Origin of the sequence: Bordetella saccharivorans, from assembly GCF_045862855.1 — a bacterium.
Taxonomy (GTDB): domain Bacteria; phylum Pseudomonadota; class Gammaproteobacteria; order Burkholderiales; family Burkholderiaceae_B; genus Bordetella_A; species Bordetella_A petrii_F.
The window spans coordinates 1939380-1964549 of the sequence record NZ_BAAFZO010000001.1 but is presented as its reverse complement, the minus strand read 5'-3'; the positions used below and the strand labels follow the sequence as shown (position 1 = coordinate 1964549).

Genomic DNA, 25170 nt, shown 5'->3' with positions numbered 1-25170 from the left:
ATTACTGGAAGCTGCCCAGGCTTGCCAGGAAGACCTCGCACAGGGCCTGCATGCCGTGCCGGTCGTCGTCGTCGAAGCGACCCGGCTCGGGGCTGTCGACGTCCCAGACGCCGATCAGTTCGCCGCCATGCACCAGCGGCACCACGATCTCGGACCGCGAAGCCGCGTCGCAGGCGATATGGCCCGGAAACGCGTGCACGTCGGCCACCACCTGGGTCTGGCGCTGGCTGGCGGCGGCGCCGCAGACGCCCCGGTCGAGCGCGATGCGCACGCAGGCCGGCTTGCCCTGGAACGGGCCCAGCACCAGCTCGCGGCCATCGTAGAAATAGAACCCGGCCCAATTGATGCGGGGCAGCGCCTGGTAGGCCAGCGCGGCGAAATTGGCGGCGTTGGCGATGCGGTCGGTCTCGCCGGCCAGCAGCGCGCGCGCCTGGGCGGCCAGTTCGGCGTAGAAACGGGGCTTGTCGTCGGTGGGCAGTTCGGCGGCGGTGAACATCGGCAAATGTAACTGTACAGGCAATTATTGAACCAACTGATTTTAGGGGCACCGCCACCCGCCGCGGCGCGGCGGCGGCGTTGTGGGACAATGTTTGCTCTTTTCCCGTTCTTTCCTTCCCGAAATTTCCCATGGACAAGCCTTTCGAACCCGTGTGCGCCTTCTCCGAGCGCGCCAAGCAGCTCACCAGTTCCGCCATCCGCGAAATCCTCAAGGTCACCGAACGGCCCGAGGTCATTTCCTTCGCGGGCGGCCTGCCGGCCCCCGGCGGCTTTCCGGTAGAAGTGGTACGCGCGGCATTCGACAAGGTATTGGCCGGCAACGGCCGCGCCGCCCTGCAGTACGGCCCCACCGAAGGCTATGCGCCGCTGCGCCAGTGGGTGGCCGATGACCTGAACCGCGCCGGCGCCAACGTCGCGCCCGACCAGGTCCTCATCGTGTCGGGCTCGCAGCAGGCGCTCGACCTGCTGGGCAAGGTGCTCATCGACGAAGGCAGCAAGATCCTGGTCGAAGACCCCAGCTACCTGGGCGCGCTGCAGTCGTTCAGCCTGTACCGGCCGCAGTACGTGCCGGTCCCCACCGACGACGGCGGGCTGATCCCGGAAGCCATCACCGCCTCGCTGGCCGAGGGCGCGCGCTTCCTGTATGCGCTGCCCAACTTCCAGAACCCCACCGGGCGCACCCTGAACCTGGCGCGCCGCAAGGCGCTGGTGCAACAGGCCGCCCAGCTGGGCCTGCCCATCATCGAGGACGACCCCTACGGCGAACTGCGCTACGCCGGCGAGCCGCAGCCGGGCCTGCTGGCGCTGGCCGGCGAGTACGGCGCCAATGTCATCCGCCTGGGCACGTTCTCCAAGGTGCTGGCGCCGGGCCTGCGGCTGGGCTATATCGCCGCGCACCGCAGCATCATCGACAAGCTCGTCCAGGCCAAGCAGGCCACCGACCTGCACACCCCCACGCTGACCCAGATGGCCGTCCATGAAGTCGTGAAAGACGGCTTCCTGGAACAGCACCTGCCCACCGTGCGCGAAATCTACCGCGCCCAGGGCCGCTGCATGCTGGACGCCATCGCGCGGGAATTCCCCGACACGGTCACCTGGACCAAGCCCGAAGGCGGCATGTTCCTGTGGGTGACGCTGCCCGAGCACATCGACAGCGCACAACTGCTGACGCAGGCGGTCGAGCAGAACGTGGCCTTCGTGCCGGGCGCGCCGTTCTATGCCGGCAAGCCGCGTCCCAACACCCTGCGCCTGAGCTTCGCCACGGTGCCGGAAGATCGCATCCGCGCCGGCATCGCCATCCTCGGCAAGCTGATCAAGCAGTACGCCTGAACGCCGGGCGGCGGCGCGCCGCCGCCCGTTCTTTTCATCGCCCACGCCATCCGCTGTCCATGACTATCGTGAGCGCGCCGCAACAGACCTCTCCCGACCTCAACGACATCGTCTTCACCGACTGGGTCGAGCGCTGGCTGCCCCGTTCCTGGCGGCCCTATGCGCGCCTGTGCCGGCTGGACCGGCCGATCGGCACCTGGCTGACCCTGCTGCCCTGCATTGCCGCGCTGATCCAGGCGGCCGGCGGCCTGCCCGAGCTGCGCCGCCTGATCGTCTTCTCGCTGGGCGCGCTGCTGATGCGCGGCATCGGCTGCACGGTCAACGACATGTGCGACCGCGACATCGACAAGCACGTCGAACGCACCCGCTTCCGGCCGCTGACCAGCGGCCAGCTCAGCATGCGCAACGCGGTGTGGTTCCTGCTGGGCCAGTTGCTGGTGTGCGGCTCGCTGCTCTTCTTCATCAACGAAATGAGCCGCTGGCTGGCCGTGGCGGTGCTGCCGTTCGTCTTCATCTATCCGCTGTGCAAGCGGGTCACCTACTGGCCGCAGGTGGTGCTGGGCATCTGCTTCAACTGGGGCATGCTGATGGCCTGGTCGGACACGCAGAATGTCCTGCCCCTGGCGGGCATTGCCATGTGGCTCGGCGCGGTGCTGTGGCAGGTCGGCTACGACAGCATCTACGCCTATGTCGACGTGCGCGACGACTCGCGCCTGGGCCTGCGCTCGACCGCCATGCGCTTCGGCGCGCACGGCAAGCTGTGGATCGGCGGGTTCTACGCCGCGACCATCGCGCTGTGGGCCTGGGGCGGCTACGCCATGGGGCTGGGCTGGGCCTACCAGGCCGGCATGGTCGCGGTGGCGGCGCACCTGGCCTGGCAACTCTACACTTTCGACCTGCAGCGCCCCGACCGCAACTTCATGCTGTTCCGCGCCAACCTCTGGACGGGCGTGCTGTTGGTCGCCGCGGCGCTGGCCGGTACGCTGGTTTGAATCCCCTCACCGCTGTCCCAGGAGCGCCCATGTCCCTGTCTCGATTTTGCCTGCCGCTGGTCGCGGCCGCCACGCTCCTGGCCGGCGCGTCCGGCGCCCGGGCCGCCCAGGATTGCACGGCGCTGCGCGGTTGCGCCGCCAAGTTCTGCCACATCGAGAACGACATAGCGGCCGCCCAGGCGCAGGGCGACAGCCGGCGCGAGGCCGGCCTGCGGCACGCCCTGTCCGAGGCGCGCGGCTCGTGCAGCGACGAATCGCTGCGCGCCGAACGGCAGCAAGCCGTGGCCGAGCAGCGCGAGAAAGTCCGCGAGCGCGAGGCAGACTTGGCCGAGGAACGGCGCGAGGGCGACCAGGAAGATATCGACAAGGCGCTGCGCAAGCTGCACGACGCCCAGGAAGAGCTGCGCCAGGCCCAGGACGAACTGCTCAAGTAAGGCCTGCCCATGGCGGCGCGCCCGCCATGCGATTCAGGAATCAATTGGACACATTCCTGCCGATTAGCCGGCAGAATGGAAAAATATTTTCGAAAAATTAGGGTTTATCCCTAGACTGCGCCGGCCCAGAATGTCGTCAACGGGAAACAAACACGAACTTCGCGGATAGGCCGCCGGTTCGACATCCCAAGACAACAACTGGAGGTTTGCCATGAAGACCCTAGCCACCGCGATCCTGCTTTCCCTGGGTGTAGCCGCCGGCGCCCAGGCCGCCGATACCGATTCGCAACCGCTGACCCGCGCCCAGGTGCAGGCCGAGCTGGCCGAAGCCAAGGCCAATGGCCAGTACACCTTCGGCGAGCTGGACTACCCGCCCGCCCCCGTGCAGGCCGACAGCAAGAGCCGCGCGCAAGTCGAGGAAGAACTGGCGCAGGCCCGCACCGCCGGGCTGGTCACCTACGGCGAGCAAGAGTACCCGCCCCAGGCCGTCGACCACGCCAGCCAATTGACCCGCGCCCAGGTGCAGGCCGAACTGGCGCAAGCCAAGGCCGACGGCCAGTACTCGTTCGGCAACCTGGACTACCCGCCGCACGGCTGATCTTCCAGGCGCGGGCGGCCACGCCCGCCCGGCGCACGATACAGGCCTTCCCCCCGGGAAGGCCTGTGTGTTTTGGCGCGGCAGGCTCGCCAGCCGGCTGGCGACATATTGCTCCACGTATCCGTCATTTCAACGGCAAATTCCTGCTATATCGACACTCTGTACCGTACATATCGACACAACCAGGCCCTAGCATAGAGGTACCCAAGCCCTTTCTGGAGCCTGCCATGTCCCGTACGCAACAAGCAGTCACCGTCCTGGGTGCCGGCAAGATCGGCTTCGCCATCGCGCTGTTGCTGCAGCGCACCGGCGACTACGCTGTCTGCGTGGCCGACCAGGATCCGGCCCGGCTCGACGCCGCGGCGGCGCTGGGATGCCGGACCGCGCACATCGACGGCGATGCCGCGCTGGAAGCCGCCATTGCCGGCCGCCACGCCGTGCTGAATGCGCTGCCGTTCCATCGCGCCGTGACGGTGGCCGGCCTGTGCGCGCGACTGGGCGTGCATTATTTCGACTTGACCGAGGACGTGGCCAGCACGCACGCCATCCACGCGCTGGGCCGCGAAGCACGCGCCGTGCTGATGCCGCAGTGCGGGCTGGCGCCGGGCTTCATCGGCATTGTCGGCAACGACCTGGCGCGCCGCTTCGATACGCTGCTGGACTTGCGGATGCGGGTCGGCGCCCTGCCGCGTTATCCCACCAACGCACTGCGCTACAACCTGACCTGGAGCACCGAGGGGCTGATCAACGAGTACTGCAATCCGTGCGAGGCCCTCGTCGATGGCGAACTGGTCAAGGTGCCGCCCATGGAGGGCTACGAGACCTTCACGCTCGACGGCGTCGAATACGAGGCCTTCAATACCTCGGGCGGGCTGGGCACGCTGCCGCAGACCTTGCGGGGCAAGGCCCGCAACGTCGACTACAAATCCGTGCGCTACCCGGGCCACTGCGCCATCATGAAGCTGCTGCTCAATGACCTGCGCCTGCGCGAGCGCCGCGACCTGCTGCAGGACATCCTGGAAAGCGCCATCCCGGCCACCGGCCAGGATGTCATCGTCATTCTGGCCACGGCGTCGGGGTACCGCGGCGGGCAACTGCTGCAGGAAGCGTACTCGGCGCACATCCATGGCGACACGGTCGATGGCCACGCCCTCAGCGCGATCCAGCTGTCGACCGCCGCCGGCATCTGCACGGCGCTGGACCTGGTCGTCGAGGGCGTCCTGCCGCAGCGCGGCTTCGTCGGGCAGGAAAGTATCGCGCTCGATGCGCTGCTGGCCAACCGCCATGGCCGCGTCTACGCGGGCCGACGGCTCGACGCCCTGCTGGCCGCCTGACCCTGGGGCCTGTTCACGCTGGAGCAGCGCCGCACTGGCCCTAGGCCCAGCCTTCCAGCCGCAGGGTGGCGCGCACCAGGCGCTGTTCTTCCTGTTCGATTTCGCCTAGGCTCTGGCGCACGCTATTGACATGGTCGGTGGCGGCCTTGTGGGCCTGGTCCGGCAGGCGGCCGGTCACGGCGCGGTATACCCGCTCGTGCTGCCGGTCGATCTGGCGCTTGTGCGGCTCGCGGTGATAGAGGTTGTTCACGCAGGCGAACACCGAGCCCAGCATCAGGTCCGTCAGCGACTGCAGCGTGTGGGTCAGCACCGGGTTGTGCGAGGCCTCGCACACCGCCAGGTGGAAGGCGTGGTCCAGGTGCGCGTGGGTGGCCACGTCGGTGTCCCGGCCGTGCGCGGCGGTCATTTCCTCGTAACGGCGGCGAATCAGGATGAAATCGGCCTCGGTGCCGCGGATGGCGGCCAGCCGCGCCGATTCGCCTTCTAGCAGGGCGCGCACCTCCAGCAGGTCGTACAGGGTGCGCGGCTGCGAGTGGAACAGGTGCACCAGCGGGCCGGCATCCACCTGCGAAATGGGCGCCACATACGAGCCCTTGCCGTGCTCGGTATGGATGATGGCGCGCGCGCGCAACAGCTTCAGCCCCTCGCGCAGCGCGGTGCGCGAAACACCGAGCTTTTCGGTCAGGCGGCGTTCGGACGGCAGGGCCTGCCCGGCCTTGAGCACGCCGTCCATGATCAGGCGCTCGATGCGTTCGGCCACCTCGTCGGCGACCTGGCGGCCGGCGGCCGCCGTGGCAGTATCCATGTCCGTCCCACTGGTATTACCACTAGCGATCTTGTCAATCGGGACGCTGGTGGCTGTTTTCTAAGTTTATGAAATCACACCACAAAAAGACCTATTTCCGCAAATCCGCCGAAAATAAACTGGTATGACCAGGTGTTCCGGATATGGACAGCGGCCGCCCCAGCGTCGATGATGTGGGTTCCCATGCCGGCGCCGCCGGTTGGCCCCGATTTTCTTTCGAGATCCGCATGACTGAACGTATCCAGCAACACGGCCTGCAAGTGGCGGCCGTTCTTCACCGCTTCATCGAAGCCGAAGCGCTGCCCGCCAGCGGCATCGACGGCGACCGCTTCTGGGCCGGTTTCGCCGCGCTGGTGCGCGACCTCGCGCCGCGCAACCGCGCCCTGCTGGCGGAACGCGACCGCCTGCAGCGCGAACTCGACGCCTGGCACGGCGCCCATCCCGGCCCGGTGCAAGACCTGGCCGCCTACCGCGCCTTCCTGGAACAAATCGGCTACCTGCTGCCCCAGCCCGAGTCAGTCCGGGCGCAAACGCGCGACGTCGACGCCGAGATCGCCGAGCAGGCCGGCCCGCAGCTGGTCGTGCCCATGTCGAACGCACGCTACGCGCTCAATGCCGCCAACGCGCGCTGGGGCAGCCTGTACGACGCGCTGTACGGCACCGACGCGATCCCGCCCACGCCGGGCGACGACGGCAAGGGCTACAACCCGCAGCGCGGCCAGGCCGTCATCGCGCGGGCGCGCGCCTTCCTGGACCAGGCCGTGCCGCTGGCGCAGGGCTCGCACACCGAGGCCACCGGCTACAGCGTCGAGAACGGCCAATTGCGCGTCGCGCTGGCGCAAGGCGCCACCGGCCTGCGGCAGCCCGGCCAGTTCGCCGGCTACCAGGGCGACGCGCAGGCGCCGCGGGCAATCCTGCTCAAGCACAACGGCCTGCACATCGAGATCCAGGTCGACCGCGCCCACGCCATCGGCGCCACCGACGCCGCCGGCATCAAGGACGTGGTGGTCGAGGCGGCCCTCACCACCATCATGGACTGCGAAGATTCGGTGGCCGCGGTCGACGCCGACGACAAGGTGCTGGTCTACCGCAACTGGCTCGGCCTCATGAAAGGCGACCTGGCCGAGCAAGTCGCCAAGGGCGGCAAGACCTTCACCCGGCGCCTCAACCCCGACCGCGAATACCAGGCTCCCGCCGGCGGCACGCTCACGCTGCACGGCCGTTCGCTGATGTTCGTGCGCAACGTCGGCCACCTGATGACCAACCCTGCCGTGCTCGACGCCGATGGCAACGAGATCCCCGAAGGCATCCTCGACGCCGTGGTCACCACGCTGGCGGCCCTGCCGGACCGCGCCAGCAGGCGCAATTCGCGCACCGGCTCGGTTTACATCGTCAAGCCCAAGATGCACGGGCCGGCCGAAGTGGCGTTCGCCAACGAGCTGTTCGACCGGGTCGAAGACCTGCTGGGCCTGCCGCGCCATACCGTCAAGATGGGCATCATGGACGAGGAACGCCGCACCAGCGTCAACCTCAAGGCCTGCATCCAGGCCGCCGCCGGCCGCGTCGTGTTCATCAACACCGGCTTCCTGGACCGTACCGGCGACGAAATGCACTCCGCCATGGAGGCGGGCCCGATGATGCGCAAGGGCGACATGAAGTCCAGCGCCTGGATCGCCGCCTACGAACGCAACAACGTGCTGGTCGGGCTGGACTGCGGCCTGCGCGGCCGCGCCCAGATCGGCAAGGGCATGTGGGCCATGCCCGACCTGATGGCGGCCATGCTCGAACAGAAGATCGCGCATCCCAAGGCGGGCGCCAACACCGCCTGGGTGCCGTCGCCCACCGCGGCCACGCTGCATGCGCTGCACTACCACCAGGTCGACGTGGCGGCGGTGCAGCAGCAGCTCGAGGCCACCCGCCTGGCCAGCGTGCGCGACGAGCTGCTGGACGGCCTGCTGACGGTGCCGGTCGGCAACCCGGCGGACTGGTCGCCGCAAGACATCCGCAACGAGCTCGAAAACAACGCGCAGGGCATCCTGGGCTATGTGGTGCGCTGGATCGACCAGGGCGTGGGCTGCTCCAAAGTGCCCGACATCAACAACGTCGGGCTCATGGAAGACCGCGCCACGCTGCGCATTTCCAGCCAGCACATCGCCAACTGGCTGCGCCATGGCATCGCCACCCGCGAACAGGTGCGCGACACCTTCGAGCGCATGGCCCAGGTGGTCGACCGCCAGAACGCCGGCGACCCGCTGTACCAGCCCATGGCCGGCCGCTTCGACGCCTCCGTTGCATTCCAGGCGGCCTGCGCCCTGGTGTTCGAGGGGCTGACCCAGCCCAACGGCTACACCGAGCCGCTGCTGCACAAGTACCGGCAGGTGTTCAAGGCCCAGGCCGCGGCGCGCTGACGTCACTCCGCCCCGCGCCGCCCGTCCAGCCCTAAGGGCAAACCTGGATAGGCGGCGCGGGGTTTTTTGCGCAAATTAGCGTCTTTGATTTTTGATCAAAGATCTAAATGCCCGCCCCTCGCAGCCTGGAGCCCCTGGTCCACACCTCGGTCAATGAAGCCGTCTACCGCCGGCTGCGCGACCACCTGATGCGGGGCGATTACGCCGCCGGCGAAGTCCTGGGCATCCAGGAACTGGCCGACGCCTTCGGCACCAGCGCCATGCCGGTGCGCGAAGCGCTGCGCCGGCTGGCCGCCCAGCGCGCACTCGAGCCAATGAAAAGCCGGTCGATGCGCGTGCCGGTCATTTCCCGCGCGCGCCTGGAAGACATCCGGCGCGCCCGCGTGCTGATCGAAGGCACCGTGACCGCCTGGGCGGTCGAGCACATCACCGACGAAGAACTGGAATCGCTGCGCGGCCTGGCCGCGCAGATCGGCCAGTCGCTGGCCGACCCGCGCTCGGTGCCGGACGGCCTCGAAAACAACCAGCTGTTCCACTTCACGATCTACCGCGCCGCGCGCTCGGACTCGATGATGGCCACCATCGAAAGCCTCTGGCTGCAATCGGGCCCGTACCTGCGCGCCACCCGCGAGCTGATGCATTCCGACGAACGGCCGTCGGCTGAATTCCATGCCGCCATCGTGCAGGCCATCGCGCGGCGCGACGCCGGCAAGGCCCGCGCCGCCATGGAGCGCGACATCTGCTGGGCATTCGACAAACTGACGGCGCACCGCGCCGCCCTGACCGGCGCGTAGCGCCCGCAAGCCTCACGAGGAATCCGCATGTCCCTGCACAAGCACCGCTCCCGCATGGTCACCCACGGCCTGACCCGCACGCCGCATCGGGCCTTCCTGCGCGCCACCGGCTTCGACGACGCCGCCCTGGAGAAATCCATCGTCGGCATCGTCAGCACCCAGGGAGAGAACACGCCGTGCTCGATGGCGCTGGCGCCGCAAGCCGACCGGGCCCGCCTGGGCGTGGCCGCGGGCGGCGGCGTGCCGGTCAGCTTTTCGACCATCTCGATATCCGACGGCACCTCGATGAACCATGCCGGCATGCGCATGAGCCTGCTGTCGCGCGAGACGATCGCCGACAGCGTCGAGCTGGTGGTACGCGGCCACGCCTACGACGGGCTGGTCGCCTTCGCCGGCTGCGACAAGACGCTGCCCGCCATGATGATGGCCATCGTGCGGCTGAACGTGCCGGCGGTGTTCCTGTACGGCGGCGCCACACTGCCCGGGCACGCCCTGGGCCGCCAGGCCACCATCCTGGACACCATCGAGGCCGTGGGCCGTGTCCAGTACGGCACGATGACGGCGGCCGACCTCAAGACCATGGAGCGCACCTGTACGCCATCGGCGGGCTCGTGCCCGGGCCAGTTCACCGCCAACACCATGGCCATGGTGGCAGAGACCCTGGGCCTGTCGCCGCTGGGCTCGGCCATGATGCCGGCGGTGTACAGCGAACGCCTGGCCATCGCCCAGCGGGCCGGCGAGCAGGTCATGCGCGCGCTGGCGCAAGGCGGCCCGCTGCCGCGCGAGCTGGTCACGCGGGCCAGCCTGGACAACGCCTGCGCCGCCGTTGCCGCGACCGGCGGATCGACCAACGCCGCGCTGCACATTCCCGCCATCGCGCACGAGGCGGGCATCCGCTACACCCTGGATGACGTGGCCGAGGTATTCCAGCGCACGCCGCTGATCGCCGACCTGCAGCCCGGCGGGCGCTTCCTGGCCCGCGACCTGCACGAAGTGGGCGGCGTGCCCGCCGTGCTCAAGGCCCTGCTGGCGGGCGGCTACCTGGATGGCAGCGTACCCACGCTGGACGGCCGCACGCTGGAACAGGCGCTGGCCGACGCCCCCGATCCCGACGGCGAAGTGCTGCGCCCCTGCTCGCGCGCCATCCATCCGTCGGGCGGCGTCACGGTGCTCAAGGGCAACCTCAGCCCGCAGGGGGCGCTGCTCAAGATCGCCGGCCTGAAATCGCTGCAGTTCTCCGGGCCGGCGCGGGTGTTCGAGAACGAAGAAGACTGCATGCGCGCTGTCTCGCAGCGCACCTACCGGCCAGGCGAAGTGCTGGTCATCCGCAACGAAGGCCCCAAGGGCGGACCCGGCATGCGCGAAATGCTCAGCGTCACGGCGGCGCTGTATGGCCAGGGCATGGGCGAGAAAGTGGCGCTGCTGACCGACGGCCGCTTCTCCGGCGCCACGCGCGGCCTGTGCATCGGCTATGCCGGTCCCGAGGCGGCGGCCGGCGGGCCCATCGGCCTGATCCGCGACGGCGACATCATCCACATCGACGCGCAGGCCAATGCCCTGAATGTCGAACTGAGCGACGCCGAACTGGCGGCCCGCCGCGCCGCCTACACGCCGCCGCCGCCGCCGCGCCTGGCCGGCGCGCTGGAAAAATACGCGCTGCTGGTGCGCCCCGCGCACGAAGGCGCGGTGACCCACTCCGGCAACGTGCAATGGCCCTACGAGACCCCGGAGGCCGAATGAGCGCGACCCTGGCATTCTGCGGTACCGGCCTGATGGGCGCGCCCATGGTGCGCCGCCTGCTGGCGGCCGGGCATCGCGTGCGGGTCTGGAACCGCAGCCCCGAAAAAGCCCGCGCGCTGGCGGCCGACGGCGCCGAGCCGGCCGCCACGCCGGCCGAAGCCGCGCAGGGCTGCGACGGCGTGTTCCTGTGCCTGACCGACGAGCGCGCCGTGCAAGACACCGTATTCGGCGCGCAGGGCGTACATCGCGCCGCGGGCGCCTGGCTGGTGGACCACTCCAGCATCGCGCCCGACACGGCGCGCCGCTTTGCCGCACAATTGCAACAGGCCGGCGGCCGCGTCTGGATCGACGCGCCGGTGTCCGGCGGCGTGCCCGGCGCGCAGGCCGGCACGCTGTCCATCATGGCGGGCGGGCCGGCCGAGGCCATCGACGCGGCCTCGCCCTATATGCGTGCCTATGGCGGCCGCATCACCCGCATGGGCCCGGTGGGCGCCGGCCAGGTCGCCAAGCTGTGCAACCAGACCATCGTCGCCAGCACCGTCAACGCCATCGCCGAGGCCGTGGCGCTGGCCCAGCGCAGCGGCATCGACGCGTCTGCCTTGAACAGCGCGCTGGCCGGCGGCTGGGCCGACTCCACCCTACTGCAGATCTTCGTGCCGCGCATGACGGCGCCGGTCGACCAGTTGCTGGGCACGGTCGCCACCATGCTCAAGGATGTCGAGAACGTGGCCGCGCTGGCGCGCGCCACCGGCACCGAACTGGCCGGCCTGAACGGCGTGCTGGCCAGCTACCGGGCCGCCGCCGCGCAGGGGCTGGGCGCGGCCGACCTGTCCGACATCGTGCGGGTGGCCTGGCCCGAACGGCCGGGGCCGGCCGCCTTCCAGGAGCCCTCATGAAACTGGCTGCCAATCTTTCGCTGCTGTATCCCGGACTGCCGCTGGCGCAGCGCATGGCCGCGGCCGCGCGCGACGGCTTCACCGGCGTGGAGATCCTGTTCCCCTACGACCTGGCGCCGCGCGAACTGGCCGCCATGCTGCGCGATCACGGCCTGCAACTGGTGCTGGTCAACACCCCGCCCGGGCAGCCAGGCGAGAAGGGGTTGGCCTGCCTGCCGGGCCGCGAGGCCGATTTCGGCCAGGCCCTGCAGCGCGCGCTGCAGGTCTGCGAGGCCACGCAGTGCGGCATGATCCATACCATGGCGGGCGTGCCGCCGGCCGGCACGGTGCCGTGCGCCTGCCGCGCCACGTTGATCGACAACCTGCGCAAGGCCGCCGTGCTGGCCAGCCAGGCCGGCGTCACGCTGACGCTGGAAGCGCTCAACCGCGCCGACGTGCCGGGCTATTTCTACAACCGCCCCGACCAAGTCGCCGACATCATCGCGACCGTCGGCCACGACGCCGTGCGCCTGCAGTTCGACCTGTACCACACGCAGCGCGAGGGCCTGGACCTGGACGCGACGCTGGCCGGCGTACTGCCCCTGGTGCGCCACGTGCAGTTCGCCAGCCCGGCCGGCCGCCACGAGCCCGACCCGTCCGACCCCGCCGTGGCGCGCGCGCTGCGCACCCTGGCCCGCCACGGCTACGCCGGCTGGATCGGCTGCGAATACATCCCGGCGGGCGATACGTCGGCCGGCCTGGGCTGGCGCCAGGCCTACCAGGCCGCCCTGGATGCGGACGGCGCGCCATGAACATCCTCGTCACCGGAGCCAATGGCTACATCGGCCGCGCGCTGGCGCAGCGGGTGTGCGCGCTGCCGGAGCTGCCCGGCTACGGCGCCCCGGCCACCGTCACGCTGTGCGACCTGGCCCTGGACGACCCACCCGCGGACCCGCGCGTGCGCGCCGTCGCCGGCAGCTTTGCCGACCCGGCAGTGCTGGCCGCCATCACCGAGCCCGCGCCGGACCTGGTGTTCCACCTGGCCTGCGTGGCCAGCGGGCGCGCCGAAGAACAGTTCGAGCTGGGCCTGCAGGTCAACCTGGCCGGTTCGCTGCAATTGCTGGAACACCTGCGCCGGCAGGGCAAGGCGCCCGGCCTGGTGTTCACCAGCAGCATCGCGGTATTCGGCGCGCCGCTGCCCGACCGCGTCGACGACCACACGCCGACGGCGCCAGCCCTGAGCTATGGCGCGCACAAGCTGGCCATGGAGATCCTGCTGGCGGACTACACGCGGCGCGGCTTCCTGCGCGCCCGCGCGGTGCGCCTGCCCGGTATCGTGCCGCGCCCGCCCGCGCCCAATGGCGCCTGGTCGGCCTTCTCCAGCACGCTGATCCGCGCGCTGGCGGCCGGCGAGCCCTGCACGCTGCCGGTCGGCCCGCAGGCCACGCTATGGCTGATGTCGCGCCGCCGCTGCATCGACAATCTGCTGCATGCGGCCTGGCTGGCCGCGCAGCCGGCCGGCGACCGCACGGTCTGGACCCTGCCCGCGCTGCATGTGTCGGTGCGCGAGATCGTGCAGGCCTTCGAGGCGCGCGGCGACGCCCAGGCCGGCGCCCGGGTGCGCTATGCGCCCGAGCCGGCCATCGAGGCGCAGTTCGGCAGCCAGCCGCCGCTGTCCACGCCCGCCGCCGACACCGCGGGCTTTCGCCACGACGGCACGCTGGCAGCCCTGCTGGACAACGCGGCGCAGGCGCCGTGACCCCGCCCCGTCGGCACTAACCAGAACACCAAGACCACCCCGAGGAGAGACTCCATGATCAAAGCCCTGGCCACACTCGCGATCGCCGGCGCGGCGTTCGCCGCCGCCTTGCCCGCGTATGCCCAGAAAGTGCAGTTGACCGTTTCCAGCTGGCTGCCGCCCACGCATGCCTTGATAGCGGACTTCATCATGCCGTGGGCGAAAGAGATCGAGCAGGCCACCGATGGCCGCGTCACGCTGCGCCTGCTGCCCAAGCCGGTCACCAACCCGGCGGGCCACTTCGACGCGGTGCGCGACGGCCTGGTCGACATCACGTTCATTTCGCACTCGTACTATCCCGGCCGCTTCCAGCTCACCAAGTTCGCGGTGATGCCGTTCTCGGGCAATACCGCGCTGTCGCGCTCGGTGGCGGCCTGGGACACCTACGAGAAATACCTGCTCAAGGCCGACGAACACAAGGGCGTGAAGCTGCTGGGCATCTACACGCACGGCCCCGGCATCGCATTCACCACCAGCAAGCCGATCACCAAGATCGGCGACTTCGAGGGGCTGAAGATCCGGGTGGGCGGCGGCATGGCCGCCGACGTGGCCAAGGCGGTCGGCGTCAGCCCGATCGCCAAGCCGGCCCCCGAATCGTACGAGCTGCTGAGCACTGGCGTGGTCGACGGCGTGTTCTTCCCCGCCGAGTCGCTGGTCTCGTTCAAGCTGGACAGCATCATCAAGCATGCCACCACGTTCCCCGGCGGGCTGTATTCCGACACCCACGCCATCATCATGAACGAGGACGCCTTCGCGCGCCTGTCCAAGCAGGACCAGGACACGGTGCTGAAGCTGTCGGGCCGCCACCTGGCCGAACTGGCCGGCAAGGCCTGGGACAAGCACGATGCCGCGGCCCGCAAGGTGATGGACGGCGGCGGCATCCAGGTCGTGCAGGCGGACGAAGCCCTGGTGGCCGCGGTGCGCGAGCGCACGCAAGGCTTCGAGCAGACCTGGCTGGACGCCGCCGCGGCCAAGGGCATCGACGGCCCGGCCGCGCTGGCCTCGTTCCGCGCCGAACTCAAGCAGCTCGACGCCCAATGACCGCACCCGGGCGCGGCGCGCGGCCCGGCGCCGCGGCCCGCGCCCGCTCCGGCGAGGACACCATGAAAACCCTGAACTGCGCGATCGTGGCCGTGCTCAAGGCCATCGCGGTGGCCAGCCTGTGCGGCATGAGCCTGCTGACCGTGGTCGACGCGACCGGCCGCTACCTGTTCAATCACCCCATCATCGGCTCGGTCGAGCTGGTCGAGCTGATGATGATCGCGGTGATCTTCTCCAGCATCCCCCTGATGACCCGCGCGCGCGGCCACATCACGGTGGACGGCTTCAGCCATCTGTTCTCGGCGCGCGCGGTGGCCCTGCAGGACCGCTTCGGCGCGCTGCTGGCCACCGTGGTCAGCGGCTTCCTGGCCTGGGTCACCTGGGGCAAGGCCGCCAGCACCGCCGGCTACGGCGACATGACCGCCATGCTGGGTATCCCGCTGGCGCCGTTCGTCTACTTCATGGCGGCGCTGCTGGCGCTGGACGCCGTCTACCATGCCGCCAACATCCTGCGCCCCCTTGCCGCCACAGGAAGCGATACGCCATGACCGAATCCCTGATCGCCCTGGGCGCCATGCTCACGCTGGTATTCCTGCGCGTGCCCGTCGCCTTCGCCATGGCGCTGGTCGGCTTCATCGGCCTGGGGCTGGTGCGCAACTGGAACGCGGCCTACGCCATGGCCGGCTCGGTGATCTACGAAAGCGGCTTCCAGTACCTGCTGTCGGTGTTGCCGCTGTTCATCCTGATGGGCAATTTCGTGACCGAGTCGCGCATGTCGCGCGAACTGTACGCGGCCGCGCACGCGGTGCTGGGCCACCGGCGCGGCGGCCTGGCCATGTCCACCATCGTCGCCTGCGGCGGCTTCGGCGCGATCTGCGGCTCCAGCCTGGCCACGGCGGCCACCATGGCCAAAGTGGCCTATCCGGAAATGCGCCGCATCGGCTACAGCGAGAAACTGGCCGCCGGGTCGATCGCGGCGGGCGGCACGCTGGGCATCCTGATTCCGCCGTCCATCATCATGGTCGTGTACTGCCTGCTGACCGAGCAGAGCATCGGCAAGATGTTCGCCGCCGGCGTGCTGCCCGGCCTGCTGGCCATCGGCTGCTACATGCTGGCGGTGACCTGGGTGGTGCGGCGCGACCCGGCCGCCGGCCCCAAGGGCGAACGCAGCACCTGGCCGCAGGTCCGCCAGGCGCTGGGCCAGGTGTGGGGCGTGCTGGCCCTGATCGCCATGCTGATGGGCGGCATCTATGCCGGCATGTTCACGCCGGCCGAGGCGGCCGGCATCGGCGCGTTCCTGGGGTTCGTGTTCGCCTGCTGCCGCCGCGCCATGAGCTGGCGCACATTCGTGAACGTCGTGGTGGAATCGGCCAAGACCACCGGCATGATCTTCGTGGTGATGATCGGCGCGCTGATGCTGGCCAACTTCATCAATTTCACCTCGCTGCCGGCCGACCTGCTGGAACTGGTGGAGCGCTACCAGCTGAGCCCGCTGGCGGTGATCTTCGCCATCTGCGCCATCTATATCGTGCTGGGCTGCGTGCTCGAGAGCATGTCGATGATCCTGCTGACCGTGCCGGTGTTCTATCCCCTGGTGCAAAGCCTGGGGTTCGACCTGATCTGGTTCGGCATCATCGTGGTGGTCGTCACCGAAATCAGCTTCATCACCCCGCCGTTCGGCATGAACGTGTTCGTGCTGCGCGGCCTGCTGCCCGGCGTGAGCACGCAGACCATATTCCGCGGGGTGATGCCCTTCGTCGTCAGCGACATCGGCCGGCTGGCCATCCTGATCCTGTTCCCGGCGATCTCGCTGTATTTGCCGCAGTTCGTCAGCTAGGGCCGGGGGCCACCGCAGCGCGCCGCCACCAGCCGCTGGCTGGCGCGCTGCACCGCCGGGCCGAGCGCCAGCACGATGGCGAAGGCCGCCGGCCAGGCGGCGACGAAGGCGCGCGCCCAGTGCCCGGCAAAGTGGGGGCCCATGCCCAGGTTCAGCCACGACACCCAGCCCGTCATCAGCATCGACATCAGGCCGGACATCAAGAGCGCGAAGATAAAACGCAGTCGGGTTGCGTACGACATGGAAAGCTCCTTGAGAGTAGAGAATGACGGAGCTATCCTAGATGCTGGCGATTTTTGGAACTACAGCCAATATTTCAATCTTAAATTCCGTTTTTGGAATATATGCTCGACGATCTGGCTTTGTTCATCGCCATTGTGGACGACGGCAGCCTGCAGGCGGCGGCGCGCCGCCTGCAATTGCCGCCCGCCACCCTGACCCGCCGGCTGCAGAAACTGGAAGCCCGGCTGGGCTGCCAGCTGCTGCTGCGCAGCGCCCGCAGCCTCAAGCCCACCCCGGAAGGGCGCCAGTACTACGAGCAGTGCCGGCCGCTGCTGACCGCGCTGCAGCAGGCCACCGCCAGCCTGGACGACGACCTCAACCAGATCAAGGGCACACTGCGGGTGCTGGCGCCGGTCAGCCTGGCGCGCGGCCTGCTGGCCCCCGCCTGGACCTCGTTCCTGGCGGCCTGGCCCGATATCCGGCTGGAACTGATCCTGGACAACCGCAACGAAGACTTGTGGCGCCACGGCGCCGACCTGGCCGTGCGCGTCGGCCCCCAGCACGACCCCAAGCTGCGCCAGCGCCGGCTGGGCGGCTTCGGGCTGGACGTGGTGGCCGCGCCGGCCTACCTGGCGGCGCATGGCGAGCCGCGCCATCCACGCGAACTCGAACAGCACGCGCTGCTGGTCAGCGAACCGCTGGCGACCTGGTACTTCATGGCATCCGACGGCGGCGAACGCATCGAGCTGCAGCCGGCCGGGCGCTGCCGGGTCAACGAGCTGGAACTGATGGTCGCCATGGCCGAGGCCGGCCTGGGCATCATGTACTGCCCGCGCACCTTGACCGGCGCCGCCGTGGCCAGCGGGCGGCTGCGCCGCCTGCTGACCGATTGGCGCACGCCGCAACGCGTGCTGTACGCGGTCTGGCCGCAACAGCAATTGCCCCGCAAGGTACGGACCTTGCTCGAACATTTATCCGACTTCGCCGCATCGACCCCGGTCCTGCAGGGCGCCGAGGCCGCGCCCGATCCGCAGCCTCAATAGCCCTTGGCCGGGTCGTACAGGTTCGGCAGCGCCTCGCCCGCTTCGCAGCGGCGGATCAGGTCCGCCACGTAGCGCGCGCGCTCGCGGCGCGTCGGCGTGGCCGCGCAATGCGGCGTCACGGTCACGCCCGGGTGATCCCACAGCGGCGAAGCGGCCGGCAGCGGTTCGGTCTCGAAGACATCCAGCACCGCCTGCGACAACTGGCCGGAATCCAGTGCGGCCAGCAGGTCGGACGCCACCATGTGCGAGCCGCGCCCCACGCTGATCACCGCCGCGCCGCGCGGCAGGCGCGCGAACGTCGCGGCCCCCAGGATGCCGCGCGTGGCTTCGGTGCCGGGCAGCAGGCACACCAGGATATCGGTGCGCGCCAGGAAGATATCCAACTGCTGCGGCCCGGCATAGCTTTCCACGCCCGGCAGTTGCGCCGGCGCGCGCGACCAGCCCGCGGTGGGAAAGCCGCTGCGCGCCAGCAATGTGGCGGTGGCGGCGCCCAGGTAACCAAGCCCCATGACGCCGACGCGCATGTCGCGCGCCATGCGCGGCGCTTCCGGCGTATCCCAGCGGCGCCGCGCCTGGTTGACGGCGAAGCGCCTGAATTCCTTGGTGATGGCCAGCGCGGCCGCCAGCACGAACTCGCTCATCTCGCCGGCGGTTTCGTCGGTGACCAGCCGGGCGATGGGCACGCCGGCCGGCAGCCGCGGGTCGGCCAGGATGTGGTCGACCCCTGCGCCGGCGCTGATGATGAGCTTCAGGTTGGGCAGCGAGGCCAGCCAGCCGGGATCGGGCTCCCAGACCAAGGCATAGCCGACGGAGCCGGGCTCGGCCAGCGGCTCGTCGCGGCCGCTGACCCGCAATCCCGGCGCCAGCTCGCCGAAATGCCTGCGCCATTCGGCCATCCCCTGCGGACCGCCCGACTTGATCACCAGGTGCGTCACGACAGCTTCCATTTTTTCAACAACGCGTCCAGCTCGCCGCTGCGCTTGAGCTCGTCCAGCGCGGCCTGCAGCTGCTGTTTGAGTTCGTCTTCGCCCTGGCGCAGCCCCAGGCCGATCGAGCCGGGCAGCGACGCCTTGTAGCTCTGCACCAGGCGCGTCCGCGGGAACTGGCCCAGCCCCAGGTAATACGACAGCGTCGGGTAGTCGGCGATGCCGGCCTCGATGCGCCCGGCGTTCACGTCGCGGATGATGGCCGGAATGGTGTCGTAGATCTTCACCTCCTTGAACAGGCCGGACGCCTTGAGCGAGTCCACGTACACGGTGCCGACCTGCGCGCCCACGATGCGGCCCTTGAACGGCTGGTACGACTGGTAGTTTTCCGTATCCGACGCCGGCACGATCATGCCTTCGCCATAGGTGTAGACCGGCTTGGTGAAGTCGATGACCTGGCGGCGCTTGTCGGTGATGTACATGGCCGAGGCGATGATATCGATCTTCCCGGAGGTCAGCGATGAGATCAGCGCCGAGAAATCCATGGCATCGACCTTGGGCGTGAAGCCGGCGTGCTTGCCGACGGCGTGGATCAGGTCGATCATGAACCCCTGCATCTGGTGCGTGGCGGGGTCCAGGAACGAGAACGGCACGCCGTTCGTTTCCGTGCCGACCTTCATGACCTTCTGCGCGGCGGCGGGCGTGGCCGCCGCCAGCGCGACCGCAGCGGCGGCCAGGGCATATCGCATGCTTCTGATCATCGTGGTGCTCCAGGACATGGCTTGCGCCGGTGCCGGACATTGTCCTACGTTTCACCACGCGGCAAAGCGTTTTTTCAGCGCGCCACCGCCACGTGGTGAGTGCCGTGCGGCATGGGCAGCCGCCCCAAGTGGCGCAGGCGCGGGCCGTCGTCGCGCTCGACCCGGAACACCTCCAGCCCGCCGCCCGCCGGCCCGCCGGCGTGGTACTGGAAAACCGTCACCAGCAAGTGCCGGCCCGACGCGTCGAAGCTCGCTCCCTCGGGCAGCACGCCCTCGAACGCGTAGTCCGCCACCTTGGCCAGGCTGCCGGTGCGCGCGTCGAAGCGCAGCAGCGATACGGTCGCCTCGCGCACGAAGCGCGGGCTGTCCGGCGGGAAAGGCGTACTGCGCATGTTCACGGTGGCCACCAGCGTGCCGTCCGGGCTGACCGCCAGGCCTTCGGACGACTCGTCCGTCGGCGCGTGCCCCACGCGCTCGTGCCGCGCCGGGCCGCCCGGCCCGGCCAGGCGGATGACGCTGACCGACGAGGCGCGGCGGGGCACGCGGCCGTCCAGCGTGGTGGCGCTGAAATCGCGCCCCCAGTCGGCCGTCAGGTAGTAACCGCCGTCCGGCGTGAAGCGGCCGACGAACGGGTCGGCCCCCACCTCCACCGGTTCGCCCCACGGGTGCAGCGCCAGCCGGCCCGCTGGCTCTTCCCGCACTTCGAAGAACGCCACGCGGTTCAGGGTGTTGAGGTTGACCGCCAGATAGCGGCCCGAAGGATGCCACTGCACATTGGTGGCGGTCACGCCGCCGCGCGGCCCGGCGCCCGTGCCAGCCACCCCCAGCTCGCGCAGCGTGAAGCGCTGCGTCTCATGGAACGCCCCCCGCTCGTAGCGCGCGATCGACAACAGACTGTCGTCGGGCGAGTTGGCCACCACGGCCACGCGCCGGCCATCGGGACTGACCGCCAGGGCCTCGGGCAGCGGGCCGACATCCAGCGTGGCGGCAATACGCGGCGCCTGCGGGTCGGCCAGGTCGACCGCCATCAGGCGGTGGCCGGCCGGCAGGTCGCGCACCGTCTGCGCGCGCGCGTCGCGCTGGCCGAGCCGCTCGACCACGAATGCCGTATCGCCACCGGGCGCCAGGGCAAGGATTTCCGGGGCGGCCGTGACCGAGTTCGAGACCTCGATGCGGCCGGCCACGGGCTGGCCGTCGCGCCGCGCCCAGATGGCCAGGGTGTCGCGCCAACCGGCGGCGGTCGGCGCCAGGCGGCCGTTGGCGTACGTCTGCGCGACGAAATCGCCGTCGGCGATGACGGCCAGCGTGCCGGCGTCGATAGCGCCGGCCCAGTCCGGCAAGGGCGCGGCCCAGGCCGCCAGCGGCAGCAGCGCCGCGCCCAACAGGAAACGTGAATGCATGGTCGATCCCCTATGAAGACTTGCGGCGCGGCGTTGTCCGATAGCCGCGCCGGTGGCATGATCGGTCACCATGCTGATCAGCGTCCAATCGCAATTTACCGGTCTCTGATCAACTTCCTTGATCAGCAACAGCGAGCCGCCCCCCATGGACATCCGCACCCTGGCCTGCTTCATCGCCGTGGCCGAGACGCTCAATTTCCGCCGCGCCGCGCAGCAGTTGCACCTGACCCAGCCCGCATTGAGCGCGCGCATCCAGAATCTCGAAGACGAGATCGGCGCGATGCTGCTCGAACGCGACCGCCGCCACGTCGCGCTGACGGCGGCGGGAGCCGCCCTGCTGCCGCATGCCCGCGGGGCATGTGCCCAGGCCGCCGCCGGCAAGGAACAGGCGCGCCGCGCGGCGCGCGGCGAGACAGGCATGCTGCGCATCGGTTTCACCCTGCTGGCGCTGTACGGCCTGATACCGCCATGCGTGCGCGAGTTCCGCGCGCGCTATCCGGGCGTGCAGGTGGAACTGGCCGAAATGAACTCCCCCTCGCTGGAAAGCGCCCTGGCCGCCGGCGCGGTCGACATCGCGGTCTTGCACCCGCCCCTGTACACCCCAGGGCTGGCCACCGCCGGGCTGGCGGGCGAGCAACTGGTCCTGGCGCTGCCGGCCGGTCACCGCCTGGCGCGCCGCAAGACGGTGGCGGTGCGCGACCTGGCCGGCGAGCCCTTCCTGATCGCGCCGCGCAACGTGGGGCCGAGCATCTATGACCGGATCATCGCCATGTTCCAGGACGCCGGCATCAGCCCGCGCATCGTCCAGGAAGCCACGCCCATGACATCACTGGTCGCCCTGGTGGCGGCCGGCATCGGCATGGGGCTGGTGACCGCGGGCATGGCGCGCGTGCCCCGGCCGGACGTGGCCTATCGGCCGCTGCGCCCCGCCGCGCCCGTGCTGCCCTTCGCGCTGGGCTGGCGCGGCGAGCTCACACCGACCGCGCAGCGCTTCGCCGAGACCGTCCGCAACTGGACCGGCCACTGAATGCCGCCGGGCAATGAATCGCCCTGGATTTCTCCAGAGGTGTCTGACACCCCTTGCCATGCTGCATGCGCACGCCAAGACGTGCCGCGGAGTGTCAGACACCTGTTGCGATAAGCGCATCGGCCCAGTAGGCGTCTCCGTAGGTGTCTGACACCCCATGTCGCAGCGTGTGCATACGCGACGCCCTCCCGCGGGTGTCAGACACCTGTCACGCCTGGCACGGACTCCCCGCAGGTGTCTGCCACGCCTGGCGCGGAATGCCGGTCAGGCGGCGGTTGCGTGCGCGGTGTCGTCGCACAGCACGGTGGGCAGCGCGACGGGCAGTTCGCCGGGCCAATCGCGGTTGAAGTGCGCGCCGCGGCTTTCACGGCGGGCCACGGCGGCGCGCACCACCAGGCCGGCCACCAGCAGCAGGTTGCGCAGTTCCAGCAAGTCGCGGCTGGGGCCTTCGGTCCGCCAGCGCCGAGCGACGTCCGCCTCCCACCCGACGATGCGCTGCGCCGCACGCGTCAGCGACGCATCGCTGCGCACGATGCCCACGTCCGCGCTCATGAGCCGCCGCAAGGCCTGCCGCAACGACGCGACCGACAGATCCGCCGCGCTGGCGGGCAGGGCCGCGGGCGGCGGCGCCGACTTGACGGCCTGGGCGACAGGTGGCGGCGATGCCGGTCCGGCGGCCACGGCGGCCGGCTGCGCCAGGATGGCCCGCGCCGCGCCGCGGCCCGTGACCACGCATTCCAGCAGCGAATTGCTGGCCAGCCGGTTGGCGCCGTGCAGGCCGGTGCAGGCCGCTTCGCCGACGGCATACAGGCCCGCCAGGTCGGTGCGGCCGCTGGCATCGGCGACGACGCCGCCGCAGGTGTAGTGGGCAGCCGGCACGACCGGGATGGGCGCGGCCGCCATGTCGATGCCGCGCGCCAGGCAATGCGCATAAATGGTGGGGAAGTGCGCCTGCAAGAACGCGCGCGGACGGTGGCTGATGTCCAGGTGGACGCAGTCCAGGCCATGGCGCTTGATTTCCAGGTCGATGGCGCGGGCCACCACGTCGCGCGGCGCGAGCTCGGCGCGCGCGTCGTGCGCCGGCATGAAGCGGGTGCCGTCGGGCAGTTTCAACAGCCCGCCTTCGCCGCGCACCGCTTCGGAGATCAAAAAGGTCTCGCCCTGCGGGTCGTACAGGCTGGTGGGATGAAACTGGGTGAACTCCAGGTTGGCGATCCGGCAGCCGGCGCGCCAGGCCATGGCGATGCCGTCGCCGGTGGCGGTGGGAGGCGTGGTGCTGTGGGCATACACCTGGCATGCCCCGCCCGTGGCCAGCACGACGTGGGCGGCGCCCAATGCCGACACGCGGCCCCGCGGGTCCAGCACCTGCGCGCCGCGGCAGCGCGCGGCGGCGCTGCCGGGCATGCCGGCCACCAGCAGGTCGATGGCGCAGTGATGCTCGAGCACCGTGATGTTCGGATGATTGCGGGCGCGCGCGCCCAGCGCGGCGATGACCGCCCGGCCGGTGGCGTCGGCGGCATGCACGATGCGCCGGCGGCCATGGCCCCCTTCGCGGGTCAGGTGCAGGGCGGGCTGCCCCGGCGCGGCCGCCGTGAAGGCCGTGCCCTGGTCCTGCAGCCAGCCGATGGCGGCGCGCGCATCCGCGGCAATGCGCTGCGTGGCGGCCGCATCGCACAGGCCGCCGCCGGCGGCCAGGGTGTCGCGCACATGATCTGCCACGCTGTCGTCCGGGCCCAGCGCGGCGGCAATGCCGCCCTGGGCGCGGTTGCTGGCGCTGAGGTCCAGCGCGCCCTTGGCAAGCAGCGCCACGCGCCGGTGCGGCGCCAGTTCCAGCGCGGCCGCCAAGCCGGCCAGCCCGCTGCCGATGATGAGTACGTCGAAATCCATGGCGGATGCTCCGATATGGCGCGGCTCAGGCCGGGCCGACGCGCTCGAACAGCGCGGTGTCGCGCGCCAGGTCGCCGCTGGCGCGCACGCGCTGCTTGCGCTGTTCGGCGAACGCCAGCATGCGGTCGATGGGCGCCTTGGCCCGCCGGCCCAGTTCGGCGTCCAGGGTGATCTCGTTGGCGCCGTGTTCCAGCACGTGGGCCAGGCCGGCCAGTTCGTTCATGGCCATCCACGGGCAATGCGCGCAGCTCTTGCAGGTGGCGCTGTTGCCCGCGGTGGGCGCGGCGATGAAATCCTTGCCCGGCGCCTGCGCGCGCATCTTGTGCAGGATGCCCTGGTCGGTGGCCACGATGAACTGCGCCGCGTCCAGCTTGCGCGCGGCGTCGATCAACTGCGTGGTCGAGCCGACGACATCGGCCTGGGCCAGGACAGGCTGGGGCGATTCCGGATGCGCCAGCACCTTGGCTCCCGGATGCTCGGCGCGCAGCAGTTCCAGCTCGGTGCCCTTGAATTCGTCGTGCACAATGCAGGCGCCCTGCCACAACAGCATGTCGGCGCCGGTCTGGCGCTGCACGTAGCTGCCCAGGTGGCGGTCCGGCGCCCACAGGATGCGCTCGCCGCGCGCGTGCAGGTCGGCCACCACGTCCAGCGCGATCGACGAGGTGACGACCCAGTCGGCGCGTGCCTTGACCGCCGCGCTGGTGTTGGCGTAGACCACCACCGTGCGGTCGGGGTGGGCGTCGCACCAGGCGGCGAAGGCGTCGGCGGGACAGCCCAGGTCCAGCGAGCAGGTGGCCTGCAGGTCGGGCATCAGGATGCGCTTGGACGGGCTGAGGATCTTGGCGGTCTCGCCCATGAAGCGCACGCCGGCCACCACCAGCGTCCCGGCCGGATGGTCGCGGCCGAAGCGGGCCATTTCCAGCGAATCGCCGACGCAACCACCGGTGGCCTCGGCGAGTTCCTGCAGGTCGGCATCGACGTAGTAGTGGGCCACCAGCGTCGCGCGCTCGCGCGCCAGCAGGGCGCGGATGCGTTCGACCAGGGCGACCTTGCGCGCGGCCGGCAGCGGCTCCGGTACGCGGGCCCAGGCCTGGCCGACAGTGCTGGCGCAATGAGAGGCGGCCGTCGGGCCGGCAGGCAAATCGAACTCGACGGGCCGGGTGGCGGGGGTGTCCATGAGGCGGCTCTCCATGCCGGCCGTCGGTTGCCGGCTTTATGCTCATATAGAGCATTTGTGGATCAAAAAAAGAGGAATCGGTATTTATGCTACTTCTGAGTATAAATGGGCGTCAAGCGGGTGTTGCAGCTACGCCGAGGCTGCCTTGATGCCTGGCAATGTCGCCAGGCCGGTCCCGCGCAGCACGGCAAGTGTCAGACACCCCATGAACCGCCTTCGCGCAGACCCCGGCCGCACCATAGGG

The 25170-nt window shown here is 69.9% G+C and carries 24 protein-coding genes; 16 read left to right on the top strand and 8 right to left on the bottom strand.

Annotated features, from left to right (window positions below; translation table 11 throughout):
- Position 1: 1 nt before the first annotated feature.
- Complete coding sequence (locus ACKTT0_RS09445; RefSeq protein ID WP_407849646.1) at positions 2 to 496, bottom strand: GAF domain-containing protein; 495 nt, start codon at positions 494 to 496, stop codon at positions 2 to 4.
- 131 nt (positions 497 to 627) lie between these two features.
- Between ACKTT0_RS09445 and ACKTT0_RS09440 the strand changes: the two genes are divergently transcribed.
- The 5 genes from ACKTT0_RS09440 (at position 628) to ACKTT0_RS09420 (ending at position 5185) form a co-directional block, all read left to right on the top strand.
- The gene (locus ACKTT0_RS09440) at positions 628 to 1827 is read left to right on the top strand and encodes an aminotransferase-like domain-containing protein (protein ID WP_407849645.1); all 1200 of its coding nucleotides are present in this window, start codon (positions 628 to 630) and stop codon (positions 1825 to 1827) included.
- Between the two features lie 68 nt (positions 1828 to 1895).
- Positions 1896 to 2819 (top strand): 4-hydroxybenzoate octaprenyltransferase, encoded by a 924-nt coding sequence (ubiA, locus tag ACKTT0_RS09435; RefSeq protein WP_407852403.1) that lies wholly within the window; start codon positions 1896 to 1898, stop codon positions 2817 to 2819.
- Positions 2820 to 2848: 29 nt separating this feature from the next.
- A complete protein-coding gene (locus ACKTT0_RS09430; RefSeq protein ID WP_407849644.1) occupies positions 2849 to 3253 on the top strand; it encodes a DUF1090 domain-containing protein in 405 nt (134 codons plus the stop codon).
- Between the two features lie 211 nt (positions 3254 to 3464).
- Positions 3465 to 3851, top strand: a complete 387-nt coding sequence (locus ACKTT0_RS09425) for a DUF4148 domain-containing protein (RefSeq protein ID WP_407849643.1) — start codon at positions 3465 to 3467, stop codon at positions 3849 to 3851.
- Between the two features lie 227 nt (positions 3852 to 4078).
- On the top strand, positions 4079 to 5185 hold the full coding sequence (locus tag ACKTT0_RS09420) for a saccharopine dehydrogenase family protein (protein WP_407849642.1): 1107 nt from the start codon (positions 4079 to 4081) through the stop codon (positions 5183 to 5185).
- Between the two features lie 40 nt (positions 5186 to 5225).
- On the opposite strand, the gene glcC is transcribed toward ACKTT0_RS09420, so the two are convergent.
- Entirely contained in the window at positions 5226 to 5990 is a 765-nt protein-coding gene (gene glcC / locus ACKTT0_RS09415) for a transcriptional regulator GlcC (RefSeq protein WP_407849641.1), read from the bottom strand.
- Between the two features lie 227 nt (positions 5991 to 6217).
- On the opposite strand from glcC, the gene ACKTT0_RS09410 reads away from it, so the two are divergent.
- From ACKTT0_RS09410 to ACKTT0_RS09370, 9 genes are all read left to right on the top strand, one after another.
- Positions 6218 to 8398, top strand: coding sequence for a malate synthase G (locus ACKTT0_RS09410; protein ID WP_407849640.1), 2181 nt, complete (start codon positions 6218 to 6220; stop codon positions 8396 to 8398).
- A 107-nt stretch (positions 8399 to 8505) separates the two neighbouring features.
- Complete coding sequence (locus ACKTT0_RS09405; RefSeq protein WP_407849639.1) at positions 8506 to 9192, top strand: GntR family transcriptional regulator; 687 nt, start codon at positions 8506 to 8508, stop codon at positions 9190 to 9192.
- A 27-nt stretch (positions 9193 to 9219) separates the two neighbouring features.
- The gene (gene ilvD, locus ACKTT0_RS09400; RefSeq protein WP_407849638.1) at positions 9220 to 10932 is read left to right on the top strand and encodes a dihydroxy-acid dehydratase; all 1713 of its coding nucleotides are present in this window, start codon (positions 9220 to 9222) and stop codon (positions 10930 to 10932) included.
- Entirely contained in the window at positions 10929 to 11828 is a 900-nt protein-coding gene (locus ACKTT0_RS09395) for an NAD(P)-dependent oxidoreductase (protein WP_407849637.1), read from the top strand. Before ilvD ends, ACKTT0_RS09395 begins: the two co-directional genes overlap by 4 nt.
- Positions 11825 to 12619: a hydroxypyruvate isomerase family protein gene (locus ACKTT0_RS09390; protein ID WP_407849636.1), complete on the top strand. Its 795-nt coding sequence runs from the start codon at positions 11825 to 11827 to the stop codon at positions 12617 to 12619. Before ACKTT0_RS09395 ends, ACKTT0_RS09390 begins: the two co-directional genes overlap by 4 nt.
- Positions 12616 to 13566, top strand: a complete 951-nt coding sequence (locus ACKTT0_RS09385; protein WP_407849635.1) for an SDR family oxidoreductase — start codon at positions 12616 to 12618, stop codon at positions 13564 to 13566. Before ACKTT0_RS09390 ends, ACKTT0_RS09385 begins: the two co-directional genes overlap by 4 nt.
- A 54-nt stretch (positions 13567 to 13620) precedes the next feature.
- Positions 13621 to 14646, top strand: a complete 1026-nt coding sequence (locus ACKTT0_RS09380) for a TRAP transporter substrate-binding protein (protein WP_407849634.1) — start codon at positions 13621 to 13623, stop codon at positions 14644 to 14646.
- Between the two features lie 62 nt (positions 14647 to 14708).
- Positions 14709 to 15194: a TRAP transporter small permease gene (locus tag ACKTT0_RS09375; protein WP_407849633.1), complete on the top strand. Its 486-nt coding sequence runs from the start codon at positions 14709 to 14711 to the stop codon at positions 15192 to 15194.
- Positions 15191 to 16483 carry a TRAP transporter large permease gene (locus ACKTT0_RS09370; RefSeq protein WP_407849632.1) on the top strand — a complete coding sequence of 431 codons (1293 nt, stop codon included), beginning with the start codon at positions 15191 to 15193 and terminating at the stop codon, positions 16481 to 16483. The genes ACKTT0_RS09375 and ACKTT0_RS09370 overlap by 4 nt, the downstream gene beginning before the upstream one ends.
- Here ACKTT0_RS09370 and ACKTT0_RS09365 read toward each other — a convergent pair.
- On the bottom strand, positions 16480 to 16725 hold the full coding sequence (locus ACKTT0_RS09365; protein WP_407849631.1) for a DUF2798 domain-containing protein: 246 nt from the start codon (positions 16723 to 16725) through the stop codon (positions 16480 to 16482). The two genes, ACKTT0_RS09370 and ACKTT0_RS09365, sit on opposite strands and share 4 nt — an antisense overlap.
- Positions 16726 to 16827: 102 nt before the next feature.
- Here ACKTT0_RS09365 and ACKTT0_RS09360 point away from each other — a divergent pair, with 102 nt between their 5' ends.
- Positions 16828 to 17748 carry a LysR family transcriptional regulator gene (locus tag ACKTT0_RS09360; protein WP_407849630.1) on the top strand — a complete coding sequence of 307 codons (921 nt, stop codon included), beginning with the start codon at positions 16828 to 16830 and terminating at the stop codon, positions 17746 to 17748.
- On the opposite strand, the gene ACKTT0_RS09355 is transcribed toward ACKTT0_RS09360, so the two are convergent.
- The 3 genes from ACKTT0_RS09355 to ACKTT0_RS09345 form a co-directional block, all read right to left on the bottom strand.
- Positions 17742 to 18695, bottom strand: coding sequence for a 2-hydroxyacid dehydrogenase (locus ACKTT0_RS09355; protein ID WP_407849629.1), 954 nt, complete (start codon positions 18693 to 18695; stop codon positions 17742 to 17744). The genes ACKTT0_RS09360 and ACKTT0_RS09355 overlap by 7 nt on opposite strands.
- Positions 18680 to 19423: an ABC transporter substrate-binding protein gene (locus tag ACKTT0_RS09350; RefSeq protein WP_407849628.1), complete on the bottom strand. Its 744-nt coding sequence runs from the start codon at positions 19421 to 19423 to the stop codon at positions 18680 to 18682. Before ACKTT0_RS09350 ends, ACKTT0_RS09355 begins: the two co-directional genes overlap by 16 nt.
- A gap of 86 nt (positions 19424 to 19509) precedes the next feature.
- The gene (locus ACKTT0_RS09345; RefSeq protein WP_407849627.1) at positions 19510 to 20835 is read right to left on the bottom strand and encodes a lactonase family protein; all 1326 of its coding nucleotides are present in this window, start codon (positions 20833 to 20835) and stop codon (positions 19510 to 19512) included.
- Positions 20836 to 20980: 145 nt separating this feature from the next.
- Here ACKTT0_RS09345 and ACKTT0_RS09340 point away from each other — a divergent pair, with 145 nt between their 5' ends.
- The gene (locus tag ACKTT0_RS09340) at positions 20981 to 21862 is read left to right on the top strand and encodes a LysR family transcriptional regulator (RefSeq protein ID WP_407849626.1); all 882 of its coding nucleotides are present in this window, start codon (positions 20981 to 20983) and stop codon (positions 21860 to 21862) included.
- Between the two features lie 264 nt (positions 21863 to 22126).
- Here ACKTT0_RS09340 and nadB read toward each other — a convergent pair whose 3' ends face one another.
- Both nadB and nadA read right to left on the bottom strand, forming a co-directional pair.
- A complete protein-coding gene (gene nadB / locus ACKTT0_RS09335) occupies positions 22127 to 23749 on the bottom strand; it encodes an L-aspartate oxidase (protein WP_407849625.1) in 1623 nt (540 codons plus the stop codon).
- 25 nt (positions 23750 to 23774) lie between these two features.
- Complete coding sequence (gene nadA, locus ACKTT0_RS09330) at positions 23775 to 24926, bottom strand: quinolinate synthase NadA (RefSeq protein WP_407849624.1); 1152 nt, start codon at positions 24924 to 24926, stop codon at positions 23775 to 23777.
- Between the last annotated feature and the right edge of the window lie 244 nt (positions 24927 to 25170).